This is a genomic window from Aeromonas sp. s2 (genome assembly GCF_040907935.1).
GTDB lineage: Bacteria > Pseudomonadota > Gammaproteobacteria > Enterobacterales > Aeromonadaceae > Aeromonas > Aeromonas dhakensis.
Genome location: NZ_JBFOCR010000009.1, coordinates 238,600 through 257,874, shown reverse-complemented (window position 1 = coordinate 257,874; position 19,275 = coordinate 238,600). Strand labels below are relative to the sequence as shown.

General features: G+C 62.4%; 21 protein-coding genes and 1 riboswitch. Of the genes, 18 read left to right on the top strand and 3 right to left on the bottom strand.

Annotated elements, in window-relative coordinates:
* Both AB5Y81_RS06135 and AB5Y81_RS06130 read left to right on the top strand, forming a co-directional pair.
* On the top strand, positions 1-710 hold a 710-nt coding region (locus AB5Y81_RS06135), incomplete at its 5' end, for an FIST signal transduction protein (protein WP_368146597.1).
* 18 nt (positions 711-728) lie between these two features.
* On the top strand, positions 729-2,825 hold the full coding sequence (locus AB5Y81_RS06130; protein WP_162519931.1) for an ATP-binding protein: 2,097 nt from the start codon (positions 729-731) through the stop codon (positions 2,823-2,825).
* 230 nt (positions 2,826-3,055) lie between these two features.
* On the opposite strand, the gene AB5Y81_RS06125 is transcribed toward AB5Y81_RS06130, so the two are convergent.
* The 3 genes from AB5Y81_RS06125 to narQ all read right to left on the bottom strand — a co-directional run bounded on the left by AB5Y81_RS06125 (position 3,056) and on the right by narQ (position 6,085).
* Positions 3,056-3,631, bottom strand: coding sequence for an LON peptidase substrate-binding domain-containing protein (locus tag AB5Y81_RS06125; RefSeq protein ID WP_005299312.1), 576 nt, complete (start codon positions 3,629-3,631; stop codon positions 3,056-3,058).
* Positions 3,632-3,734: 103 nt separating this feature from the next.
* Positions 3,735-4,373: a two-component system response regulator NarL gene (narL, locus tag AB5Y81_RS06120; protein ID WP_005299317.1), complete on the bottom strand. Its 639-nt coding sequence runs from the start codon at positions 4,371-4,373 to the stop codon at positions 3,735-3,737.
* Positions 4,373-6,085: a nitrate/nitrite two-component system sensor histidine kinase NarQ gene (gene narQ / locus AB5Y81_RS06115; RefSeq protein ID WP_024942815.1), complete on the bottom strand. Its 1,713-nt coding sequence runs from the start codon at positions 6,083-6,085 to the stop codon at positions 4,373-4,375. The genes narL and narQ overlap by 1 nt, the downstream gene beginning before the upstream one ends.
* 79 nt (positions 6,086-6,164) lie before the next feature.
* Positions 6,165-6,304, top strand: a riboswitch (molybdenum cofactor riboswitch).
* Here narQ and moaA point away from each other — a divergent pair.
* From moaA to AB5Y81_RS06035, 16 genes are all read left to right on the top strand, one after another.
* A complete protein-coding gene (gene moaA / locus AB5Y81_RS06110) occupies positions 6,292-7,287 on the top strand; it encodes a GTP 3',8-cyclase MoaA (protein ID WP_041203111.1) in 996 nt (331 codons plus the stop codon). (Overlaps the previous riboswitch by 13 nt.)
* A 248-nt stretch (positions 7,288-7,535) precedes the next feature.
* Positions 7,536-8,045 carry a ferredoxin-type protein NapF gene (napF, locus tag AB5Y81_RS06105; RefSeq protein WP_274182440.1) on the top strand — a complete coding sequence of 170 codons (510 nt, stop codon included), beginning with the start codon at positions 7,536-7,538 and terminating at the stop codon, positions 8,043-8,045.
* A 29-nt stretch (positions 8,046-8,074) separates the two neighbouring features.
* The gene (locus AB5Y81_RS06100; RefSeq protein ID WP_017779249.1) at positions 8,075-8,338 is read left to right on the top strand and encodes a chaperone NapD; all 264 of its coding nucleotides are present in this window, start codon (positions 8,075-8,077) and stop codon (positions 8,336-8,338) included.
* Positions 8,339-8,485: 147 nt separating this feature from the next.
* Entirely contained in the window at positions 8,486-10,975 is a 2,490-nt protein-coding gene (napA, locus tag AB5Y81_RS06095; RefSeq protein WP_017786587.1) for a nitrate reductase catalytic subunit NapA, read from the top strand.
* A 15-nt stretch (positions 10,976-10,990) separates the two neighbouring features.
* On the top strand, positions 10,991-11,725 hold the full coding sequence (gene napG / locus AB5Y81_RS06090) for a ferredoxin-type protein NapG (protein ID WP_279484574.1): 735 nt from the start codon (positions 10,991-10,993) through the stop codon (positions 11,723-11,725).
* Complete coding sequence (napH, locus tag AB5Y81_RS06085) at positions 11,722-12,597, top strand: quinol dehydrogenase ferredoxin subunit NapH (protein ID WP_024942810.1); 876 nt, start codon at positions 11,722-11,724, stop codon at positions 12,595-12,597. The genes napG and napH overlap by 4 nt, the downstream gene beginning before the upstream one ends.
* Positions 12,597-13,052, top strand: coding sequence for a nitrate reductase cytochrome c-type subunit (locus AB5Y81_RS06080; protein ID WP_005299342.1), 456 nt, complete (start codon positions 12,597-12,599; stop codon positions 13,050-13,052). Before napH ends, AB5Y81_RS06080 begins: the two co-directional genes overlap by 1 nt.
* A gap of 11 nt (positions 13,053-13,063) precedes the next feature.
* A complete protein-coding gene (locus AB5Y81_RS06075) occupies positions 13,064-13,654 on the top strand; it encodes a cytochrome c3 family protein (RefSeq protein WP_274182443.1) in 591 nt (196 codons plus the stop codon).
* A gap of 268 nt (positions 13,655-13,922) precedes the next feature.
* On the top strand, positions 13,923-14,429 hold the full coding sequence (moaB, locus tag AB5Y81_RS06070; RefSeq protein ID WP_005299347.1) for a molybdenum cofactor biosynthesis protein B: 507 nt from the start codon (positions 13,923-13,925) through the stop codon (positions 14,427-14,429).
* A 9-nt stretch (positions 14,430-14,438) separates the two neighbouring features.
* Positions 14,439-14,963: a cyclic pyranopterin monophosphate synthase MoaC gene (gene moaC, locus AB5Y81_RS06065; RefSeq protein WP_005299350.1), complete on the top strand. Its 525-nt coding sequence runs from the start codon at positions 14,439-14,441 to the stop codon at positions 14,961-14,963.
* Complete coding sequence (gene moaD / locus AB5Y81_RS06060) at positions 14,960-15,205, top strand: molybdopterin synthase sulfur carrier subunit (RefSeq protein ID WP_005299353.1); 246 nt, start codon at positions 14,960-14,962, stop codon at positions 15,203-15,205. Before moaC ends, moaD begins: the two co-directional genes overlap by 4 nt.
* A gap of 2 nt (positions 15,206-15,207) precedes the next feature.
* Positions 15,208-15,681, top strand: coding sequence for a molybdopterin synthase catalytic subunit MoaE (gene moaE / locus AB5Y81_RS06055; RefSeq protein ID WP_279484573.1), 474 nt, complete (start codon positions 15,208-15,210; stop codon positions 15,679-15,681).
* Between the two features lie 103 nt (positions 15,682-15,784).
* Entirely contained in the window at positions 15,785-16,513 is a 729-nt protein-coding gene (gene modA, locus AB5Y81_RS06050) for a molybdate ABC transporter substrate-binding protein (protein WP_211051055.1), read from the top strand.
* A gap of 153 nt (positions 16,514-16,666) precedes the next feature.
* Entirely contained in the window at positions 16,667-17,347 is a 681-nt protein-coding gene (gene modB / locus AB5Y81_RS06045; RefSeq protein WP_206865483.1) for a molybdate ABC transporter permease subunit, read from the top strand.
* Entirely contained in the window at positions 17,344-18,420 is a 1,077-nt protein-coding gene (modC, locus tag AB5Y81_RS06040) for a molybdenum ABC transporter ATP-binding protein (RefSeq protein ID WP_206865480.1), read from the top strand. Before modB ends, modC begins: the two co-directional genes overlap by 4 nt.
* 64 nt (positions 18,421-18,484) lie before the next feature.
* Positions 18,485-19,261 carry an alpha/beta fold hydrolase gene (locus AB5Y81_RS06035; protein ID WP_279484572.1) on the top strand — a complete coding sequence of 259 codons (777 nt, stop codon included), beginning with the start codon at positions 18,485-18,487 and terminating at the stop codon, positions 19,259-19,261.
* The last annotated feature ends 14 nt before the right edge of the window (positions 19,262-19,275 follow it).

Sequence of the window (19,275 nt, the reverse complement as noted above, 5' to 3'; positions counted from 1 at the left end):
GCGGCTCCGCCGCCGACAACAGCGTGAGCGGGGAGTGGCAGTTGTGCTGGGACGAGGGCAGTACTCGCGAGGGGGTGGTGCTGGCGGTGCTCTATCCCGATTGCCAGCTGGCGTTCCAGTTCCACTCTGGCTATGTCCCCACCGAACAGCGCGGCATCATCACGGCGTTGGCAGGACGTGAGATCCTCACCATCGACGATGAACCGGCCGCCGCCGTCTATGCCCGCTGGACCGGGCGCACGACGCCCTGGCCGGTGGGGCCCATCCTGCGGGAAACCACTTTGTCTCCGCTGGCCAGGCAGGTTGGCACCCTGGATGACATGCCCTATTACAAGCTCTCCCACCCCGAAGCCGTGACAGAAGGTGGCGGATTGCGCCTCTTTACCGATACTGAGGTCGGGGAGCGGTTGCTGCTGATGTACAGCAGCCAGGAGGGCCTGTTGCAACGCTGTCTGAATGCGACCCGTATCGAGCCAGAGTACGGCATGGCCACCGAGATGCAGCCGTTTGGTGCCCTCGTGATCTTTTGTGCTGGTTGCCGCTTGGCTCTTGGTGATAGCTTATGCCAATTTGTCGATCAATTTCATACCCGGCTGGGGGACATCCCCTTCATCACCCCGTTCACCTTCGGTGAGCAGGGGCGTCTGCCACACGGTGAGCTGGCACACGGCAACCTGATGATATCGAGCGTGATCTTTCTCGACAGCTGACACTGCGCTGGAAACAAGATGATTGGTAATACGGAACTGGAAGCCCTTGGCGACAAGCTGCAGACCACCCTGGTGGAGCTGGTGCGCTGTCGGGAGCGCGAGGCCAAATACCGGCAGGAGTCGCAAACCCTGCTGTGCGGGGTGGCCACCCTGGCCGATGCCCAGACGCTGGAGCAGGTGCTGGACAGCCTCATCCAGGTGCTGAAACCCTTCATCGGCTTCGAACACGCGGATGTAGTGGCCTGGGAGGGCGAGGGGGGTCTGACCCACCTCAGCACCCAGGAGGGGGAGGTGGGCCGCCCCTGGCTGCTGACACCTATCTTCTCCCGGGCCATCGAGGGGGAGACCCTGGTCATCTATGACCCGACCCAGTTGCCCGAGTTGGCGCCGCTGGCCGATGTGACGGGTTGGGCCAGCGTCATGATGACGGGGCTGCGGGCCCCCGGTTTCTCCGGCGTGCTCATCTGCCGCCACTCCCTGATGGGTACCTTCGATCTCAAGAGCAAGGCCGCCATGCAGCGTTGCCGGCCGCTCATCTCCCAGGCACTGGTCAACATCGCTTATCGGGCCCGCTTGCAGGAGCAGGTTGAACTCAAGACCCTGGCGTTGCAGGCGGGTGAGCAGCGTTTTCGCAGCTTTGCAGGCATGGCCTCCGACTGGTTCTGGGAGACGGATACCGAGCACAGGTTGAGCTACGTCTCGGCCCCTGGCCAGCAGGAAGAGATGCTGGTGCATCAGACTGGCCAGAGTCTCTACGACTACGCCTATGACAGGCGGGATCCCGAATGGGGCAAGTACCGCCGGCTCATCGGCCTGCACCTGCCGGTACGGGCGGTGCGGGTGCAGGTCAGCCTGGCGCGGGGGCCGCGCTGGATGGAGATCAACGCCGAACCCTGTTTCGACGGGGCCGGTGTTTTCATCGGCTATCGCGGCACGGCGCGGGATGTGGGCAACCAGATCCGCCGTGAGCAGGAGCTGGCCAGGGCGCGGGACGAAGCGGAGGCTGCCAACCGCGCCAAGTCGCAGTTTCTGGCCATGATGACCCATGAGATCCGCTCCCCCATGAATGCTGTGCTGGGCATGCTGGATCTGTTGCAACACGCCCAGCTCGAACCCCAGCAGCAGACGCTGCTTGGCCATGCCACCCATGCGGCGCGCCTGCTGCAGACCATCATCGACGACGTACTCGATTTTTCGAAGATTGAGTCTCACACCCTGGAGTTTCACTGCGAGACGCTGCAGCCGGCCCAGCTCTGCCAGTCCCTCATCGAGCCGTTGCTGGCGCGGGCTGTCGCCAAGGGCATCGATCTGCGCTGGCAGGTCGATGAGGCCGTGCCGGCCCAGTTGCAAGGGGATCCGGTGCGCCTCTCTCAGGTGATCAGCAACCTGCTTGGCAACGCGGTGAAATTCACCAGCGCGGGTCGGGTGTTGTTGCAGCTGGAGTGGCATGATCAGCAGTTGCGGGTGACGGTGACCGACACCGGGATCGGCATCTCGGCCGAGGATCAGGCCCTGCTGTTTGAGCCCTTCTCCCAGGTGGACAGCTCGGCGACCCGCCGTTTCTCCGGCACCGGACTGGGGCTGGCCATCAGCAAGCGGCTGGTGGAATTGATGGGGGGCAGCATCCATCTGCGCAGTGCCCCCGGCGAGGGCAGCTGTTTCTGGTTCGATTTGCCGGGCATGGCGCTGCCATGCGAGTGCAGCAGCCGACCCGAGCCGGATCAGCAGCCCATTCAGGCTCTGGATGTGCTGGTGGTGGAGGACAGCCCGGTCAATCAGCTGGTGGTCTCGCTCATGCTGCAGAAGCTGGTGAGCCGGGTCAGAGTGGCCGCCAACGGACTGGAGGCGCTGGCGCAGGTCGCGCAGCAACAGCCGGATCTCATTCTGATGGACATGCGGATGCCGCAGATGGATGGACTGGAGGCGACCCGCCGCTTGCGGGAGCTGGGTTACCGCATGCCCATAGTGGCGCTGACGGCCAACGCCATGGCGGAAGACAGGGCCCGTTGCCTGGCGCAGGGCATGGATGACTTTTTGGCCAAGCCCATCAGTCTGATGCGGCTGCGAGAGTGTCTGCAACGCCATTTTCATCCCGCATCAGCGAATCGCAGCTAAAAAAAATGGTCAACCTGGGTGGTTGACCAATTCTTCAGCAAATACTGAAGAGAGCACGGGATAAATCGGGTTGTACGATTCTATATGAAAAAGTCGTGCCAACTTTTCAGAACCGGTTTTACAGGGCTTGCAGCGCGATTATCGGTTTTTATTGCGTCCTGCAATTTGCAAAATGCGAAATTAACATTTTCATTATCGGAATATTTGCATTTTGCAAAGCCCGAATTGACTCACTGTGCGATCAGTCGGCGCAAGAATTGACGAGCCGCTTCGCTATTTTGTTTGGCAATCAACATCTGCTTCTCATAGATCGGCATCGGCAGGATCTCGAGCCAGCGTTGGCAGAGCCAGGCTGCATCGTCAAACCGCTTGTCCGGATAGAGCTCGTCGAGCTCCGGATATTGTTCGAAGACTTCCTGCAACCGGGTGACCAGCGGCTTGTCGCTGAAATTGGAGTGGGTGCTCGGCCAGTTGGGCAGGGCCTCGACCTTGGCCCGGCGCAGACCCAGCTCGTCAGTCTCCATCTCGTGGATGCAGAACCGTTCCATGCCGAGCACGGTGACACCGAGCAGGCCGTCATTCAGGGTGTAAAAGTCGGTGACTTTGACCCGGGTGCCGACCGGCAGGATCCGACCCGACTTGCCCGAGGTGGTTGCCTCTTCCATCACGATGCCAAACCCCTGGTCATTGATGAATGACTCTTTGAGCATCTGCAGGTGGCGCGGCTCAAACAAACGCAGAGGAAGCTTGCCACCAGGCAGGATGTGGGAAGGCAAGGGGAACAGTGCCAAAGGTTGAAGTTTCATGTTCCATCCTCCATTCAGTTGTTACTGAACAGGACAATGCAGCGACTGTGCCAGAGGATGAAAAAAGCCACCGGACGGTGGCTTTGGCTGGGTAAAAAGGGGCTTAGTTGCGCTGCTCCAGGTACATGACAGCCGCTTCCACGCGGCTTTGCGCCTCTAGTTTCTTGAGCAGGCTCTTGACGTGAACCTTGACCGTGCCTTCGGAAATATGGAGCACGGAGGCGACCTGTTTGTTGGAGAGGCCCTTTGCAATTTCACGCAGGATTTGCATTTCGCGACGCGTTAAGCTCTCCAGCTTCTGCTGCAGGTGATCCAGCTCGTAGATGTTCTCGAGGTAGGGGCGCAGCGGTTCGCTCAGGATCTGCTTGCCGGTCATCACGTCTGCCAGCTGGGCCAGCAGCATATCGGGTTCGGTGTCCTTGAGCAGGTAGCCGTCGGCGCCGGCCTTGAGCAGGGCCACCACATCCTGACGGGCATCGGAGACGGTCAGGATCACCACCCGGGAGGTCACCTCCTCGGCACGCAGCGCCTTGAGGGTGTCCAGGCCCGAGAGACCTTTCATGTTGAGGTCGAGCAGGATCAGGTCCGGTTCGGACTCCTTGGCCATGGCGACGGCGTCGGTACCATTGGAAGCTTCACCGACGACCTCGATGTTCTCTTCCAGTGCCAGCAGTTGCACAATCCCTTTGCGCATGAGGGGATGGTCATCCACGACCAGAACACTATATTTCATCTCGTCCATCAGGCGTCTCTTGTTAGGCTGGTGGGAAAGGTCAGATGTACGCAGGTGCCTCTGGGCGGCCTTTCGCTGATGGTCAGCAGGCCATGCAGCTTGTTGGCACGCTCGTTCATGATGCTCAGGCCGTAGTGGTTGACCGCCGAGCTTGCGATCCCTATTCCGACACCATCATCTGAAATCTGAACCTGGATGTTACCATCGGCGAGGGTCTCACAGCTAACATCAATCACTTGTGCGCTGGCATGTTTGATGGCATTGAGGACTGCCTCACGGATCAGCTGCAAAATGTGAATGTGCTGACCCGCTTCGAGGTCGGTATCGGCCAGACCGTAATGGAGCCTGATATCGGCCTGGGTCTGCGGCTTGAGCTGCTCCAGCATCACCTTGATGGCTTCGCCGAGATTGGCGTCACCAATGCTGAGGCGGAAGGTGCCGAGCAGCTCGCGCAGCTGGGTGTAGGCGCTGCCAAGCCCCTCATCGATCTGCTGCATGGCGGCTTCGGCCTTGGCGGTATCCCCCTTGGCAAACGAGCGCTTGAGCAGGGTAGCCTGGATCTTGAGATAGGAGAGTGCCTGGGCCAGAGAGTCGTGCAGCTCGCGGGCGATGACGGCCCGCTCTTCCATCAGCAGCAGGCGCTGGTGTTGCAGCAGGGTCTGATCCTTGTGCAGTACCTGGGCCAGCAGCATGGAGAAGTTCTTCATCAGCCGCTCGTCGATGGGGTGGCTGCTGATGACGTCGAGCCGGCCATACTCCTGCTCGTCCATCTGCAGATAGAAGCTGACCACCGCCTCCAGATCGCCGGGCCAACCCTTGCGGCCGGTGATGTAGTCCGGCATGGCATTGTGCTCGAAACGGGTCAGCCGGATGTAGTCGATGTGCTGGTGGGCCGCCGCCCGCTCCAGCAGCTTGAGCAGGGTGCGCCGGCTCAGCGGCGCCGCGTGCAGCTTCTGGGCTGTGCTGTAGAGGAAGGAGAGGGTGTCGTTGGCCTGTTGCAGCTTGGCAGTCTTCTCTTCCACCTTGCTCTCCAGCTCCCGGTAGAGCTTGCCGAGCTCATCGGCCATGGTGACGAAGGCCCCTGACAGCTCCCCCAGTTCGTTTTCGCAGCGGGGGGGCAGGGTCAGATCGAACTCCTGGCGCTGGATCTGGCGGGCGCAATAGACCAGCTGGTTGAGCGGTGCCACCACCTGCTGGCGGGTAAAGCGCACCGTGAACCAGGCGATGGTGATGATGGAGAGCAGCCCGAGCCCTTCGGCCAGCGCCAGCATGCGCACCTTGAACTCCACGTGATACTGCATCTGGTTGACGAAGTCATCGATGGCGGCGACAAACTGCTCTGTGTTGTCGGTGTAGCGCCGCGGGGTGGCATTCTCGATGTGCTCGCGCATCACCTGCCACTGCTGCAGCACCTCGCCATAGGTGCGACGCAGGGAGGCGGGGGTGATCCAGCGCTGGGTCTCCTGCAGCTCGGCGGCGTGCAGGGTCTGCTCGAACTGATCGAGCCGGCTCAGCACCTGCTGGCCCTGTTCAATCTCGTAGGCCATGCGGTAGGCCTGCATCCGCAGGGAGCCGGAGAGGTTGATCGCCTTGGCATCGGGCACCGAATAGAACAGGGTCACCATGGCCACCACGGCGATCAGGCTCGCCATGAACAGGATGAGCACCATGGAGCGCCCGATGGCGCTGCTGACCGAATGTACCTTGAACCACTTTCCCATGCCGGCTCTCTTCCTTCACTGCAGACAATAACCCCACAAAGTAGCATGGGAGTGTACTCCAACTTGTGCTAGCATCGAAAAACTAGATGAACTCCGAGCGGTTTTGCCTAAGTCCTCATGATAGGGGGAAACCGCCGTCAGCCGATGTTCGAGCTGTAAGGGTCAGGAAAGAAATGCCCTGGCCTCCCGTATTTGGAAAGGTGTTTATGTCGCCACTGCAAGATGGTTTTTCCCGTCGTTTTTACTATTTGCGCCTGTCGGTCACCGACGTGTGCAATTTTCGCTGTACCTACTGTTTGCCGGATGGCTATCGGCCACCGGCCGGTGGCAAGGCGGGGCGTCAGCCCTTTCTCTCTCTCGAAGAGATCCGCCGCGTCGTCGGTGGCTTTGCCGCCATGGGCACTCGCAAGGTGCGTCTGACCGGCGGGGAACCCTCCCTGCGCCGGGACTTCACCGCCATCATAGAGACGGTGGCCAATACCCCCGGCATCGAGAAGGTGGCCATGACCACCAATGGGTATCGTTTGAAAGAGCGTGCCAAAGAGTGGTTCGATGCGGGCCTGACCGCCCTCAACGTCAGCGTCGACAGCCTGGATCCGCGTCAGTTTCACCAGATCACCGGCGAGAACAAGCTGGCTGAGGTGATGGAGGGGATCGAAGCTGCGCTGGCCGCCGGCTTCAAGTCGGTCAAGATCAACGCCGTGTTGCTCAAGGGTCTCAACGACCATCAGCTGGATGCCTTCCTGGCCTGGATACGGCACCAACCCATCGAGCTGCGTTTCATCGAGCTGATGCAGACCGGCGAGATGGATACCCTATTTCGCGATCACCACGCCAGCGGGGCGCTCATCAAACAGCGTCTGCTCGATGCCGGTTGGTTGCAGCAGCTGCGTGGCGACGACGATGGCCCCGCCCAGGTATTCATGCATCCGGAGTCGATGGGTGGGGTCGGACTCATCATGCCCTACAGCAAGGATTTCTGTGCCGGCTGCAACCGGCTGCGGGTCTCTTCCCTCGGCAAGTTGCACCTCTGCCTGTTCGGCGACCACGGGGTGGAACTGCGGGATCTGTTGACGGATGACGGCCAGCAGGATGAATTGCAGCAGCGGATCCGCAGCGCCCTTGCCGGCAAGGCGGCGACCCACAGGCTGCACGAAGGCAATGCCGGCATGACCCCGCATCTGGCCTCCATCGGTGGCTGAGCGGCCTCGCTCGAAAAAATAGCCATCGATTAATAAGCAATCCTCAAATGGGGGTATTTTGTCTTGCCCCCGTTGTTCATTCCTGCGCCAAGGGTTTGATCCAGCGCAAGAATCCCCCCTGTTTATCTCCCTGGTGGTATATCCCTGAACTTGTCAGGGCCGCAATATACACCCACTCTTATAATAGGTATTGAAAATACCTGTCATGGGACTCACTCGTGCGCCATCACCAGCAACAAGGAGCCGTTATGCCGGATGGGGTCAACCTGTCGCGTCGCAGTCTGTTTCGGGGTCGTCTGACATCGAATGAACCTCGGGTACAGCTCCCTTGGTCCGTCGCCTGGTCCGACTTTGCCGCCGACTGCACCCGCTGCGGTGACTGTCTCACGGCCTGCCCGGAGCAGATCCTGGTCAAGGGCGATGGCGGTTTCCCGACTGTGGATTTTCTGCGCGGCGAGTGCACCTTCTGTGGGGAGTGTGTCGCCGCTTGCAAAGTGCCGATATTTCGTCCGACCACGGAGGCGCCCTGGCAATACATCGCCCATATTGAAGCCAGCTGTCTGGCTCAGGGTCAGGTGTTCTGCCAGCGCTGCCAGGACAGCTGCGAGCCCCGGGCGATCCGTTTCTCCCCCGTGCTGGGCCGGGTGCCTACTCCCAGCGTCGAGGCCGCAGCCTGCACCGGTTGCGGTGCCTGTGTGAAGGATTGTCCGGTCGGCAGCATCCGGGTGGGAGCCCCCGCCAGCGAGGAGTCCAGATGAAGCAAGATGTGTGTGAAGCAGGAGCCACAATGAAACAAGAGTTCCATGTATCGAGCCTGGTGGTGCTGACCCAGCCCTCCTTGCGTCATCGGCTCGCAGAGCAGATTGCCACCCTCGAGGGGGCCGAGATCCATGCCGTCAGTGATGAGGGCAAGCTGGTGGTGACCCTGGAAGGCCCGAGCCAGCGGCCCATCATGACGGCCATCGACGCCATCAATGCGATGCCGGGCGTGCTGTCCGCCGCCCTGATTTACCACCAGTTCGATGAGCTCGATGCTCAGTGCAAGGAGTAGTGCCATAAGGTCGAGCCTGCGTGACTCATCATGATGGCCGCCATGGATGCACAGAAAAAAGAAGCCAGGGTTCTAGTTCGCCGCCCTGAGCCAAAACCAGTTCGATACACTCGACAACTTACGCGATAAGCAATGTGAGGATATGCCATGAAGCTGAGTCGACGCGACTTTATGAAGGCCAACGCGGTGGCGGCAGCCGCTGCCGTGGCTGGTGTCAGTGCCCCCACGCTGGCGGCCAATCTGATCACCAGTACCGACAAGACTGCCATCAAGTGGGACAAGGCGCCGTGCCGTTTCTGCGGTACCGGCTGTTCCGTGCTGGTGGGTTCCCAGGATGGGCGCGTCGTGGCGACCCAGGGCGATCCCGATGCACCGGTCAACCGCGGTCTTAACTGCATCAAGGGTTACTTCCTGTCCAAGATCATGTATGGCCAGGACAGGCTGACCCAGCCCATGCTGCGCATGACCAACGGCAAGTTCGACAAGAACGGCAACTTCGCCCCCATCAGCTGGGATCAGGCCTTTGACATCATGGCCGAGAAGTTCAAGGCCACCCTGAAAGAGAAGGGCCCGACCGCGGTCGGCATGTTCGGCTCCGGCCAGTGGACCGTGTGGGAAGGCTATGCCGCCGCCAAGCTGATGAAGGCCGGTCTGCGTACCAACAACCTGGATCCCAATGCCCGTCACTGCATGGCGTCCGCGGTAGTGGGCTTCATGCGTACCTTCGGCATGGATGAACCCATGGGCTGCTACGACGACATCGAGCAGGCCGACGCCTTCGTGCTGTGGGGCTCCAACATGGCCGAGATGCACCCCATCCTTTGGTCGCGCATCTCCGATCGCCGCCTGTCCCACCAGGACGTGCAGGTACACGTGCTCTCCACCTTCGAGCATCGCAGCTTCGAGCTGGCGGACAACGGCATGGTGTTCACCCCGCAGACCGACTTGGCGATCCTCAACTATATCGCCAACTACATCATCCAGAACGACAAGGTGAACTGGGAGTTCGTCAACAAGCACACCCAGTTCCGCAAGGGCACTACGGACATCGGCTACGGCCTGCGTCCCACCAACCCGCTGCAGCAGAAGGCCAAGAACCCGGACAACGGCGATTCCACCCCGATGAGCTTCGACGACTTCGCCAAGTTCGTGGCGGATTACGATCTGGAGTCCGTCTCCAAGCTCTCCGGCGTCTCCAAGGACAAGCTCGAGAAGCTGGCCCAGCTCTATGCCGATCCGAGCAAGAAGGTGGTCTCCTACTGGACCATGGGGTTCAACCAGCACACCCGCGGCGTCTGGGCCAACAACCTCTGCTACAACATCCACCTGCTGACCGGTAAGATCTCCCAGCCGGGTTCCGGTCCCTTCTCCCTGACCGGTCAGCCCTCCGCCTGCGGTACCGCTCGTGAAGTGGGCACTTTCGCCCACCGTCTGCCAGCCGACATGGTGGTGACCGAACCCAAGCACCGCGCCATTGCCGAGAAGATCTGGAAGCTGCCGGAAGGGACCATCCCGGAGCAGGTGGGCTACCACGCCGTGCTGCAAAACCGCATGCTTAAGGACGGCAAGCTCAACGCCTACTGGGTGATGTGCAACAACAACATGCAGGCCGGCCCGAACATGAACGAAGAGGCGCTGCCCGGTTATCGCAACCCGGCCAACTTCATCGTGGTCTCCGACCCTTACCCGACCGTGACCGCCCAGGCGGCCGACCTCATCCTGCCGACCGCCATGTGGGTGGAGAAAGAGGGGGCCTACGGCAACGCCGAGCGTCGCACCCAGTTCTGGCACCAGCAGGTGAAGGCACCGGAAGGGGCCAAGTCCGATCTGTGGCAGCTGATGGAGTTCTCCAAGCGCTTCACCGTGGAAGAGGTGTGGCCGGCCGAGCTCATCGCCAAGATGCCGGAAGTGAAGGGCAAGACCCTGTTCGACGTGCTCTATGCCAACGGTCAGGTCAACCAGTTCCCGAAAGAGCAGAGCAAGGGGGCCCTGAACGACGAGGCAGAGCACTTCGGTTTCTACGTCCAGAAGGGGCTGTTCGAAGAGTACGCTACCTTCGGGCGCGGCCATGGCCACGATCTGGCGCCGTTCGATCAGTATCACGAAGCCCGTGGCCTGCGCTGGCCTGTGGTGGACGGCAAGGAGACCCTGTGGCGCTATCGTGAAGGGTTCGACCCCTATGTGAAAGCGGGCGAAGGGGTGCGCTTCTACGGCAAGCCCGACGGCAAGGCGGTGATCTTCGCGCTGCCCTATGAGCCGGCCGCCGAGGCACCGGACAAAGAGTACGACATGTGGCTCTCCACCGGCCGCGTACTGGAACACTGGCACACCGGCACCATGACCCGCCGGGTCCCCGAGCTCTATCGCGCCTTCCCGGATGCGGTGCTGTTCATGCACCCGGAAGATGCCAAGGCCCGTGGCGTGCGCCGTGGTGAAGAGGTGATCGTCTCCTCCCGCCGTGGCGAGGTGAAGACTCGGGTCGAGACCCGCGGTCGCAACCGTCCGCCCAAGGGACTGGTATTCATGCCCTTCTTCGACGCGAGCCAGCTGGTCAACAAGCTGACCCTGGACGCCACCGATCCGCTCTCCAAAGAGACGGATTACAAGAAGTGCGCCGTCAAGGTCGTCAAGGCATAAGGCGGGGAGCGCGAGATGAGTCGTAGTCGGCGCCAGTTTCTGGCCGACATGGCCAAGGGGGCCTGCGGTGTGGGCCTGCTTGGCGTGGGGCTCGGCGGCATGGCGCGTCAGCAGGTGCAGGCCGTGCCTGCCCAGGCGCTGCGCCCGCCGGCCGCCCTCGACGAGGCCGAGTTCCTCGGCGCCTGCGTGCGCTGTGGGCTCTGCGTCGAGGCTTGCCCCTACGACACCCTCAAGCTCGCCCGGCTGTTTGAACCCGTGACCACCGGCACTCCCTACTTCAAGGCGCGCGCCGTGCCGTGCGAGATGTGTGACGACATCCCCTGCGTGGCGGCCTGCCCGAGCGGGGCGCTGGATCAGGCCATGACCGACATCGATCAGGCGCGGATGGGGGTGGCGGTGCTCATCGATCACGAGACCTGCCTCAACTACCTGGGGCTGCGTTGCGACGTCTGCTACCGGGTCTGCCCGCTGATTGACAAGGCGATCACCCTGGATCTGCAGCACAACCAGCGCACCGGCAAGCACGCCATGTTCCTGCCCACGGTGCACAGCGATGTCTGTACCGGCTGCGGCAAGTGCGAGCACGCCTGCGTGCTGGAGGAGGCGGCCATCAAGGTGGTGCCTCGCCAGCTCGCCAAGGGGGAGCTGGGCCACCACTACCGGCTCGGCTGGGAAGAGAAGGCGAAGGCGGGCAAGTCGCTCATCGGTGACAGGCTCACCCTGCCAACCCGCAAACCGGAGGGGCTATGAGTCGTTATCCGGGAGCCGAAGCCACGGCCAGGCTGGGCTGGTGGCGGTCACACCGCTTCCTGCTGCTGCGCCGGCTCTGCCAGTTCGGCGTGCTGGGGCTGTTCCTGCTGGGGCCGCTGGCGGGCATCTGGATCCTCGAGGGCAACCTCTCCAGCTCGCTGCTGCTGGAGACGGTGCCGCTCACGGATCCGCTGACCCTTCTGCAGTCGTTGGCGGCGGGCCATTGGCCCATCACCACCCTGTGGCTGGGAGCGGCCATCGTGCTCGCCGGTTACTGGTTGGTCGGGGGGCGGGTGTTCTGCTCCTGGGTCTGTCCGGTCAACCTCATCACGGATGCCGCCGCCTGGCTGCGAGCCCGGCTCGGTCTCAAGGGCAATGGCCAGTTCAGCTGCAATACCCGTTACTGGCTGTTGGCCATGGTGCTGGTGGCGCCGGCCATCGCCGGTGTACTGGTGTGGGAGCTGGTCAATCCGGTGTCGCTCACCCTGCGCGGCCTGTTGTTCGGCATGGGGGCGGGCTGGGCCTTGCTGGCGGTGTTGTTCCTGTTCGACCTCTTTGTGGTGGAGCGGGGCTGGTGCGGTCACCTCTGTCCGGTGGGGGCCTTCTATGCCCTGGTCAACCGGGTCGGGTTCATCAAGATTTCTGCCAAGGGGCGCGAGCGGTGCAGCAACTGCATGGATTGTTATGCGGTCTGCCCGGAACGTCCCATCCTGCGCGGCCCCGTTCACGGTGCCAAGCGTGGTCACGGGCCCTTGATTGCGGCTCAGGAGTGTACCAACTGCGGCCGTTGCATCGATGTCTGCGCGGAGCAAGTTTTTGAAATCACTGTAGGTTTTGCCGTCAAGGCAGAGAAAACGTCGGAGAACAAATAATGAAGAAGCTGATTGGAGCAATGCTGGCCTGTCTGATGGCAGGTTCCTTGATGGCGGCAGTCCCCGAGATCACCAACAGCACGGGGGGCATCAAGTCGGAACGGGGGAGCACGGATCTGGTGACGGATGCCGATGCGGCCCCCATGAAGAACTTTCGCAAGGATGGTGATCTCTACGATCGCCAGTACATGCATCAGCCCCCGCTGATCCCCCACGACACCCGCAACTATGAAGTGGACAACAAGGTCAACAAGTGCCTGGCCTGTCACAGCTTCAAGAACGCCAGCGCCATGAAGGCCCCCAAGATCAGCCCGACTCACTTCGAGACCCGTGACGGCATGACGTTGGGAGAAGTATCCCCCCGCCGCTACTTCTGCCTGCAGTGCCACGTGCCGCAAGCGGATGCCAAGCCGCTGGTGGAAAATACGTTTAAACCAGTTGAAGCCTTGAACTGAGGAACCCATAGATGAAATTACCCGGCTTTATCCAGCGTCTGTGGACCACCTTCAAGTCCCCCTCGAAGGCAGCCCTCTGGGTACTGCTGCTGATGGGCTTCTTCGGCGGGGTCATCTTCTGGGGCGGTTTCAACACCGCCATGGAAGCCTCCAACACCGAAAAGTTCTGCACCAGCTGCCACGAGATGAAGGACAACGTGTTCGTGGAGTACCGCGACACCATCCACTATGCCAACCGTTCCGGCGTGCGGGCCAGCTGCCCGGATTGCCACGTGCCGCACGAGTGGACCTACAAGATCATCCGCAAGGTGCAGGCCTCCAAGGAGTTGTGGGGCATGATCACCGGCAAGGTGGACACCCGCGAGAAGTTCGAGTCGCACCGGCGCGAGATGGCCGAGCGGGAGTGGAAGCGGATGAAGGACACGGATTCGAGGGAGTGTCGCAACTGCCACAACTTCGAGTACATGGACTTCTCCCTGCAAGGCAAACGGGGTGCCCAGATGCACTCCACCAGCCTCGCCAACGGCGAGAGCACCTGTATCGACTGCCACAAGGGCATTGCTCACCAGCTGCCCGACATGACAGGGGTGAAGGGCTTCTAAGCCAGTACCAGCAACGAGGCCGGGTTCACCTGGCCTCGTTCATATTTCGCCCGGCCAGGGCAAAAGCACCACTGTGCCTCCTTTAAATCCCCCCTCTGGTGCGAGTTTTGATAGAATCGGCCCGCCGTGAGTCGCAGCGCATGACAGCAAGGTCAAAGGTTCAGCCCGGGCGGGCATGGACCGTGCCACCAGCGAGCGCTGTCAGCCGGGATCCTGGCCGCTTTTCTTCTTCTCTTTGCTCACGGTCCTTTGCCATCAGGAGCTGCCCATGGGACAGAAACACAACGCATTCATTCCCCTCAAGATCGCCGTGCTGACGGTCTCCGACAGCCGCACCGCTGCCGATGACAGCTCGGGCGACTATCTGGTTTCCGCCCTCGCTGAATCGGGCCATCAGCTGGCCGACCGGGCGCTCTGCCCCGACAATCTGTTTCGTATTCGCGCCCAGGTGAGCGACTGGATCGCCGATGAGGGAGTGCAGGTGGTGCTCATCAACGGCGGCACCGGCTTCAACGAACAGAACCGGGTGCCCGAGGCGGTCGGGGTATTGTTCGAGCGCACAGTGCAGGGTTTTGGCGAACTGTTCCGTCAGCTCTCCTTCGCAGACATCAAGGGTGCCGCCATGCAGAGCCGTGCGCTGGCGGGTCTCGCCAATCGCACCCTGATCTGCTGCCTGCCTGGCTCTACCGGTGCCTGCCAGCTGGGCTGGGAGAAACTTATCCGCGATCAGCTCGATGCCCGCACCAAGCCGTGCAACTTTGTCTCCCATCTTTGAGGGCCTCTGATGAACCCGACCGAATCCAAGCAGCCTCAGCCCGGCCTGACCCATCTCAACCAGAGCGGCGAAGCTCACATGGTGGATGTGACCGACAAGCTGGTGACCGAGCGTGAAGCCCGCGCCGAGGCGTTTGTCGCCATGGCTCCCGACACCTTGGCCCTGATCCTGAGCGGTCAGCACCACAAGGGGGACGTGTTCGCCACCGCCCGCATTGCCGGCATCATGGCGGCCAAGAAGACCTCGGATCTCATTCCCCTCTGCCATCCGCTGGCATTGACCCGGGTGGAGGTAGAGATAGAACCCCAGGCGGCGCAAAATAGGGTCCATATTCGCACCCTCTGCAAGCTCTCGGGCAAGACAGGGGTGGAAATGGAAGCGCTGACCGCCGCGTCGGTGGCGGCACTGACCATCTACGACATGTGCAAGGCGGTGCAAAAGGACATGGTGATCGAACAGGTACGTCTGGTGGAGAAAAAGGGCGGCAAGTCCGGTCACTTCCAGTTGAATGCCGGTGCAGGAGAAAACGCATGATCAAGGTACTCTTTTTTGCGCAAGTCAGAGAGCTGGTGGCCTGCGACGAGCTGAGCCTGCCCTGTGACTACGCCAGTGCCGAGGCGCTTCGCGCCGCCTTGTGCGAGCGCGGCGACAAGTGGGCGCTGGCGCTGGAAGCGGGCAAACTGCTGGTGGCGGTCAACCAGACCCTGGTGCCGCTGGATACGCCCCTTCATGATGGCGATGAGGTCGCCTTCTTCCCGCCGGTGACCGGAGGTTGATGATGAGCGAGGCAACCATGATCGATCGCATCCTGGTACAGCGGGAAGACTTCTCGCTGGCTGACGAATATGCCCGTCTCGCCGCCCGGCAGGACACCGGCGCCGTGATCAGTTTTGTCGGCAAGGTGCGCGACTTCAATCAGGGGGAGCACGTGAAGGGGCTGGCCCTCGAGCACTACCCCGGCATGACAGAGAAGGCGCTGACGGACATAGTGGCCGAGGCCCGCAGCCGTTGGCCCCTGCAGGAGTGCACCCTGATCCACCGCATCGGCGAGCTGCTGCTCGGCGATCAGATCGTGCTGGTGGTGGTGAGCAGTGCCCACCGCGAGGCCGCCTTCGAGGCCTGCCACTTCATCATGGATTTCTTGAAAACCCGGGCGCCGTTCTGGAAAAAAGAGCTGACCGCCGAAGGAGTACAACGCTGGGTCGAGGCCAAGGAGAGCGACAACACTGCCGCCGCCCGCTGGCAAGCTTGACCTGTTCAAGGGGGCTGGCTCATCGGGAGCCGCGGCCCCTGTTTTCGGGGCCGCCCCCTTGGCTGGGGAGCGATAGAAGCGGCCCCACTCAGGAGGTAAAGGAATGAAACCGCTGTTATCCGTTGTCATCGCCGGGGTCTGCGCCAGTGCGCTGCAGGCAGGTGCCGTGCAGGCCGACGAGGTCAAGGTGGCTGTGGCCGCCAACTTCAAGGGCACCATAGAGCGTATCGGCAAGGCGTTCACCGCCAAGACCGGCCACACCCTGGCCATCTCCTCCGCAGCGACCGGGGTGCTCTACACCCAGATCAGCCACGGCGCCCCGTTCGATCTCTTCCTCTCCGCCGATGTGAAAACCCCGCAGAAGCTGGAGCAGGAGGGCAAGGGCAGCGAACGTTTCACCTACGCCATCGGCCAGCTGGGTCTGTGGCAGAAGGGGGGGCCTGCTCCTGACGAGGCAACCCTGCGCGGCTGGAAGGGCAACCTCGCCATCGCCAACCCGAAGACCGCGCCCTACGGCACCGCCGCCATGGCGACTCTCGATCATCTCAAGATCGATCCCAAGCAGTACCGCCTGCTGACCGGCACCAACATCGGCCAGACCTGGCAGTTCGTCGACACCGGCAACGCCGAGCTGGGCTTCGTCGCCTGGGCCAACCTGGTGGAAGCGGGCAAGACCGGTGAAGCCTGGGCCGTGCCGGCCGACTTCTATCCGCCCATTGAACAGCAGGGGCTGGTATTGAAGAAAGGGGAGGCGGTCGAGGCGCTGGTGGCCTGGCTCAAGGGGCCGGGTCAGGCAGAGATCAAGGCGGCGGGTTATGCGCTGCCCCAGTGATGGCGCAACAACACACCTGCCTGATGAGTGGCCGGCCCTCGGGTCGGCCCACTCTTGCGATAAGGATGCACACCATGCCGTTGCCTGAATTCATCTGGAAATGCGGCTCAATCGATGTGTCTGGTGCTGGATCTGGCGTTGGGAGCGCGTCCGATGAGTGAAGGGGATCTGCTGGCGGTCTGGCTCACCCTGAGGCTGGCAGCCAGCACTACCGCCATCCTGTTGCTGCTCTCGCCGCCGTTGGCCTGGTGGCTGTCGCGCAGCCAGCACAGGCTCAGACCCGTGGTGGAGGCCCTGGTGGCCCTGCCGCTAGTGCTGCCGCCGACGGTACTCGGCTTCTATCTGCTGCTGGCCTTCTCTCCTTCCTATGGCCTGGGCGCCTGGTGGCGTGACACCTTCGGGGCGCCGCTCGCCTTCAGCTTTACCGGTCTGCTGCTCGCCTCCATCCTCTACTCGCTCCCCTTCGTGGTGCAGCCGCTCACCTCCGCCTTCGTCAACATGGGCAACAAGGAGCTGGAGGCCGCCGCCACCCTGGGGCTCGGCCCGCTGGAGCGCTTCTTTCACATCATCTTGCCGATGACGCTGCCCAGCTTCGTGATGGCGGCCGCGCTCGGCTTTGCCCACACCCTGGGGGAGTTCGGGGTGGTGCTGATGATTGGCGGCAACATCCCGGGCGAAACCCAGGTGCTCTCCATCGCCCTGTTTGATCACGTGGAGACGATGGACTATCAAAACGCCCACCTGCTGGCAGGGGGCCTGATGGGCTTCTCGCTGGCGATGCTGGTGCTGGTGTACGGGGTGCTGCAGCGCCGGCAACGGAGGCTGTTCGGATGAGCGACACCGGCAAGGTGAAACCGCTGCAACTCAAGGCGAGGCGGGCGTTCGGCGCCTTTAGCCTCGATTGTGAACTGGCCCTGGAGCTTGGGGGGATCCTCGGTCTGTTCGGCCCCTCAGGTTGCGGTAAGAGCAGCCTGCTGCGCATCATCGCCGGGCTGGACAGGGCGCCGAGTGACACGTTGAACTGGCAGGGCAGGGCGCTGAGCGATCTGCTGCCCGAGGCGCGCCGCATCGGCCTGGTGTTTCAGGATTCACGCCTCTTCCCTCATCTGAGCGTGCTCGGCAACCTGCAACTGGCGGCCCGCAAGGGGCGAGGGCGTTGGCAACCCGAGGCGCTGGCAAAGCGGCTCGGCTTTGCCGAACTGCTGCCCCAGCCGGCCCACGGCCTCTCCGGGGGCCAGCGCCAGCGGGTGGCACTGGCCCGGGCCCTGTTGGCCGAGCCTGATCTGTTGCTGCTCGATGAGCCCTTTTCGGCGCTGGACAGGCGTAGCCGCATTCATCAGGCCCACGTGCTCAAGGGCTTGCAGCAGGAGAGCGGCATTCCGATGATCTTCGTCAGCCATGCCATGGAGGAGGTGAGCCTGCTTTGCGATCAGCTGGTGCTGCTGGCGGATGGCCGGGTGGAGGCGCAAGGTCGGCCGAGCGAGATCTTCGCCCGCACCGATCTCTCGCTCGCCAGTCGCGACGACGCCGGGGTGATGCTGGCGGCGAGCCTCTCTCACTACGATGAAGAGGAGCAGATGGCGACCCTGCAGCTCGGCGAGCAGCAGTTACGAGTCACCATGACCCAGGTGCCGGACGACGGCGGCCCCTTGCAGATCAAGGTGGCCGGGCGGGACGTGGTGATCGCCACCGCCCCCATCGAGCACTCCAGCCTCTCCAACTGCCTCACCACCCGATTGCTGGCCGAACGCGAGGTGCGCCCCGGCCAGACCCTGTTGCAGTTGGCGCTGGGTCAGCAGATACTGCTGGCCCGGATCACCAGCCGCTCCGCCAGACGGCTGGCGCTCGCCCCGAACCAGCAGATCTACGCCTACATCAAGGCGGTGAGCCTGGTCAGCGAGGGTTGAGCGGATTGCAGAAGAGGCAGAAAATCAGGATGGTTCAGCGGATGAGTCGAGAGGCAATGAACTGATGCGCCGCAATCAGGTGATGAAATCCAACGGTCTTGCCCTGCGCAGTGCAGGGGAGGGCCCCTTGCTGTTGCTGCTGCACGGGCTGGGCTCCTCCAGCCTCGACTGGCAGGCGCAGATCGAACGCTTTTCCGAACACTATCGGGTGGTGGCGCTGGATCTGCGCGGCCACGGCCAGAGCATGCAGGAGGGGCCGTTCGACGTGGCGACCCTGGCGGCGGACGTGGTGAACTGGCTCGACGAACAGCCTGAGCCCGCCTGGGTGGTGGGGCTCTCTTTGGGGGCCATGGTGGCGCTGGAGCTGGCGTTGCAGCTGCCACACAAGGTGCAGGGGCTGGTACTGGTCAACGGCTGCAGCGAATTTCTGCTGGAGACGCCAAAAGAGCAGGAGCGCTTTGCCCAGCGGCTCAAGTGGCTGCGCTGGTTCGGCCTGCGGCCGCTGGCCTGGTGGCTCGGCCGCGAGCTCTTTCCCGGCCCCGACCTTGCCCAGATGCGTCACACCTTCCGGCTGCGTTTCGTGCGCAACAAGAAGAAAACCTACAAGGCGCTGCTGGAGGCGCTGCCAGGCTGGTCGGTGCGCGCCCGGCTTGGCAACATCTGGCAGCCGGTGGCCATCATCTCCACCAGTCACGACTATCTGCCGCTGGCCAAACGGGTGGAACAGTTCGCCTCCCTGCCCAACGCCACCATCCACACCCCCAACGGCCATCACGCCTGGCCGGCGGAAGATCCCTCCGGCTTCAATCATCTGTTGCAGCGGATCCTCTCTACCCATTGATGAAGTAATGGAGA

Bases quoted from the DNA above. Each gene is read 5' to 3' on its own strand.
- AB5Y81_RS06130 (WP_162519931.1), top strand. From the start codon at position 729: ATGATTGGTAATACGGAACTGGAAGCCCTTGGCGACAAGCTGCAGACC.
- AB5Y81_RS06125 (WP_005299312.1), bottom strand. From the start codon at position 3,631: ATGAAACTTCAACCTTTGGCACTGTTCCCCTTGCCTTCCCACATCCTG.
- narL (WP_005299317.1), bottom strand. From the start codon at position 4,373: ATGGACGAGATGAAATATAGTGTTCTGGTCGTGGATGACCATCCCCTC.
- narQ (WP_024942815.1), bottom strand. From the start codon at position 6,085: ATGGGAAAGTGGTTCAAGGTACATTCGGTCAGCAGCGCCATCGGGCGC.
- moaA (WP_041203111.1), top strand. From the start codon at position 6,292: ATGTCGCCACTGCAAGATGGTTTTTCCCGTCGTTTTTACTATTTGCGC.
- napF (WP_274182440.1), top strand. From the start codon at position 7,536: ATGCCGGATGGGGTCAACCTGTCGCGTCGCAGTCTGTTTCGGGGTCGT.
- AB5Y81_RS06100 (WP_017779249.1), top strand. From the start codon at position 8,075: ATGAAACAAGAGTTCCATGTATCGAGCCTGGTGGTGCTGACCCAGCCC.
- napA (WP_017786587.1), top strand. From the start codon at position 8,486: ATGAAGCTGAGTCGACGCGACTTTATGAAGGCCAACGCGGTGGCGGCA.
- napG (WP_279484574.1), top strand. From the start codon at position 10,991: ATGAGTCGTAGTCGGCGCCAGTTTCTGGCCGACATGGCCAAGGGGGCC.
- napH (WP_024942810.1), top strand. From the start codon at position 11,722: ATGAGTCGTTATCCGGGAGCCGAAGCCACGGCCAGGCTGGGCTGGTGG.
- AB5Y81_RS06080 (WP_005299342.1), top strand. From the start codon at position 12,597: ATGAAGAAGCTGATTGGAGCAATGCTGGCCTGTCTGATGGCAGGTTCC.
- AB5Y81_RS06075 (WP_274182443.1), top strand. From the start codon at position 13,064: ATGAAATTACCCGGCTTTATCCAGCGTCTGTGGACCACCTTCAAGTCC.
- moaB (WP_005299347.1), top strand. From the start codon at position 13,923: ATGGGACAGAAACACAACGCATTCATTCCCCTCAAGATCGCCGTGCTG.
- moaC (WP_005299350.1), top strand. From the start codon at position 14,439: ATGAACCCGACCGAATCCAAGCAGCCTCAGCCCGGCCTGACCCATCTC.
- moaD (WP_005299353.1), top strand. From the start codon at position 14,960: ATGATCAAGGTACTCTTTTTTGCGCAAGTCAGAGAGCTGGTGGCCTGC.
- moaE (WP_279484573.1), top strand. From the start codon at position 15,208: ATGAGCGAGGCAACCATGATCGATCGCATCCTGGTACAGCGGGAAGAC.
- modA (WP_211051055.1), top strand. From the start codon at position 15,785: ATGAAACCGCTGTTATCCGTTGTCATCGCCGGGGTCTGCGCCAGTGCG.
- modB (WP_206865483.1), top strand. From the start codon at position 16,667: ATGAGTGAAGGGGATCTGCTGGCGGTCTGGCTCACCCTGAGGCTGGCA.
- modC (WP_206865480.1), top strand. From the start codon at position 17,344: ATGAGCGACACCGGCAAGGTGAAACCGCTGCAACTCAAGGCGAGGCGG.
- AB5Y81_RS06035 (WP_279484572.1), top strand. From the start codon at position 18,485: ATGCGCCGCAATCAGGTGATGAAATCCAACGGTCTTGCCCTGCGCAGT.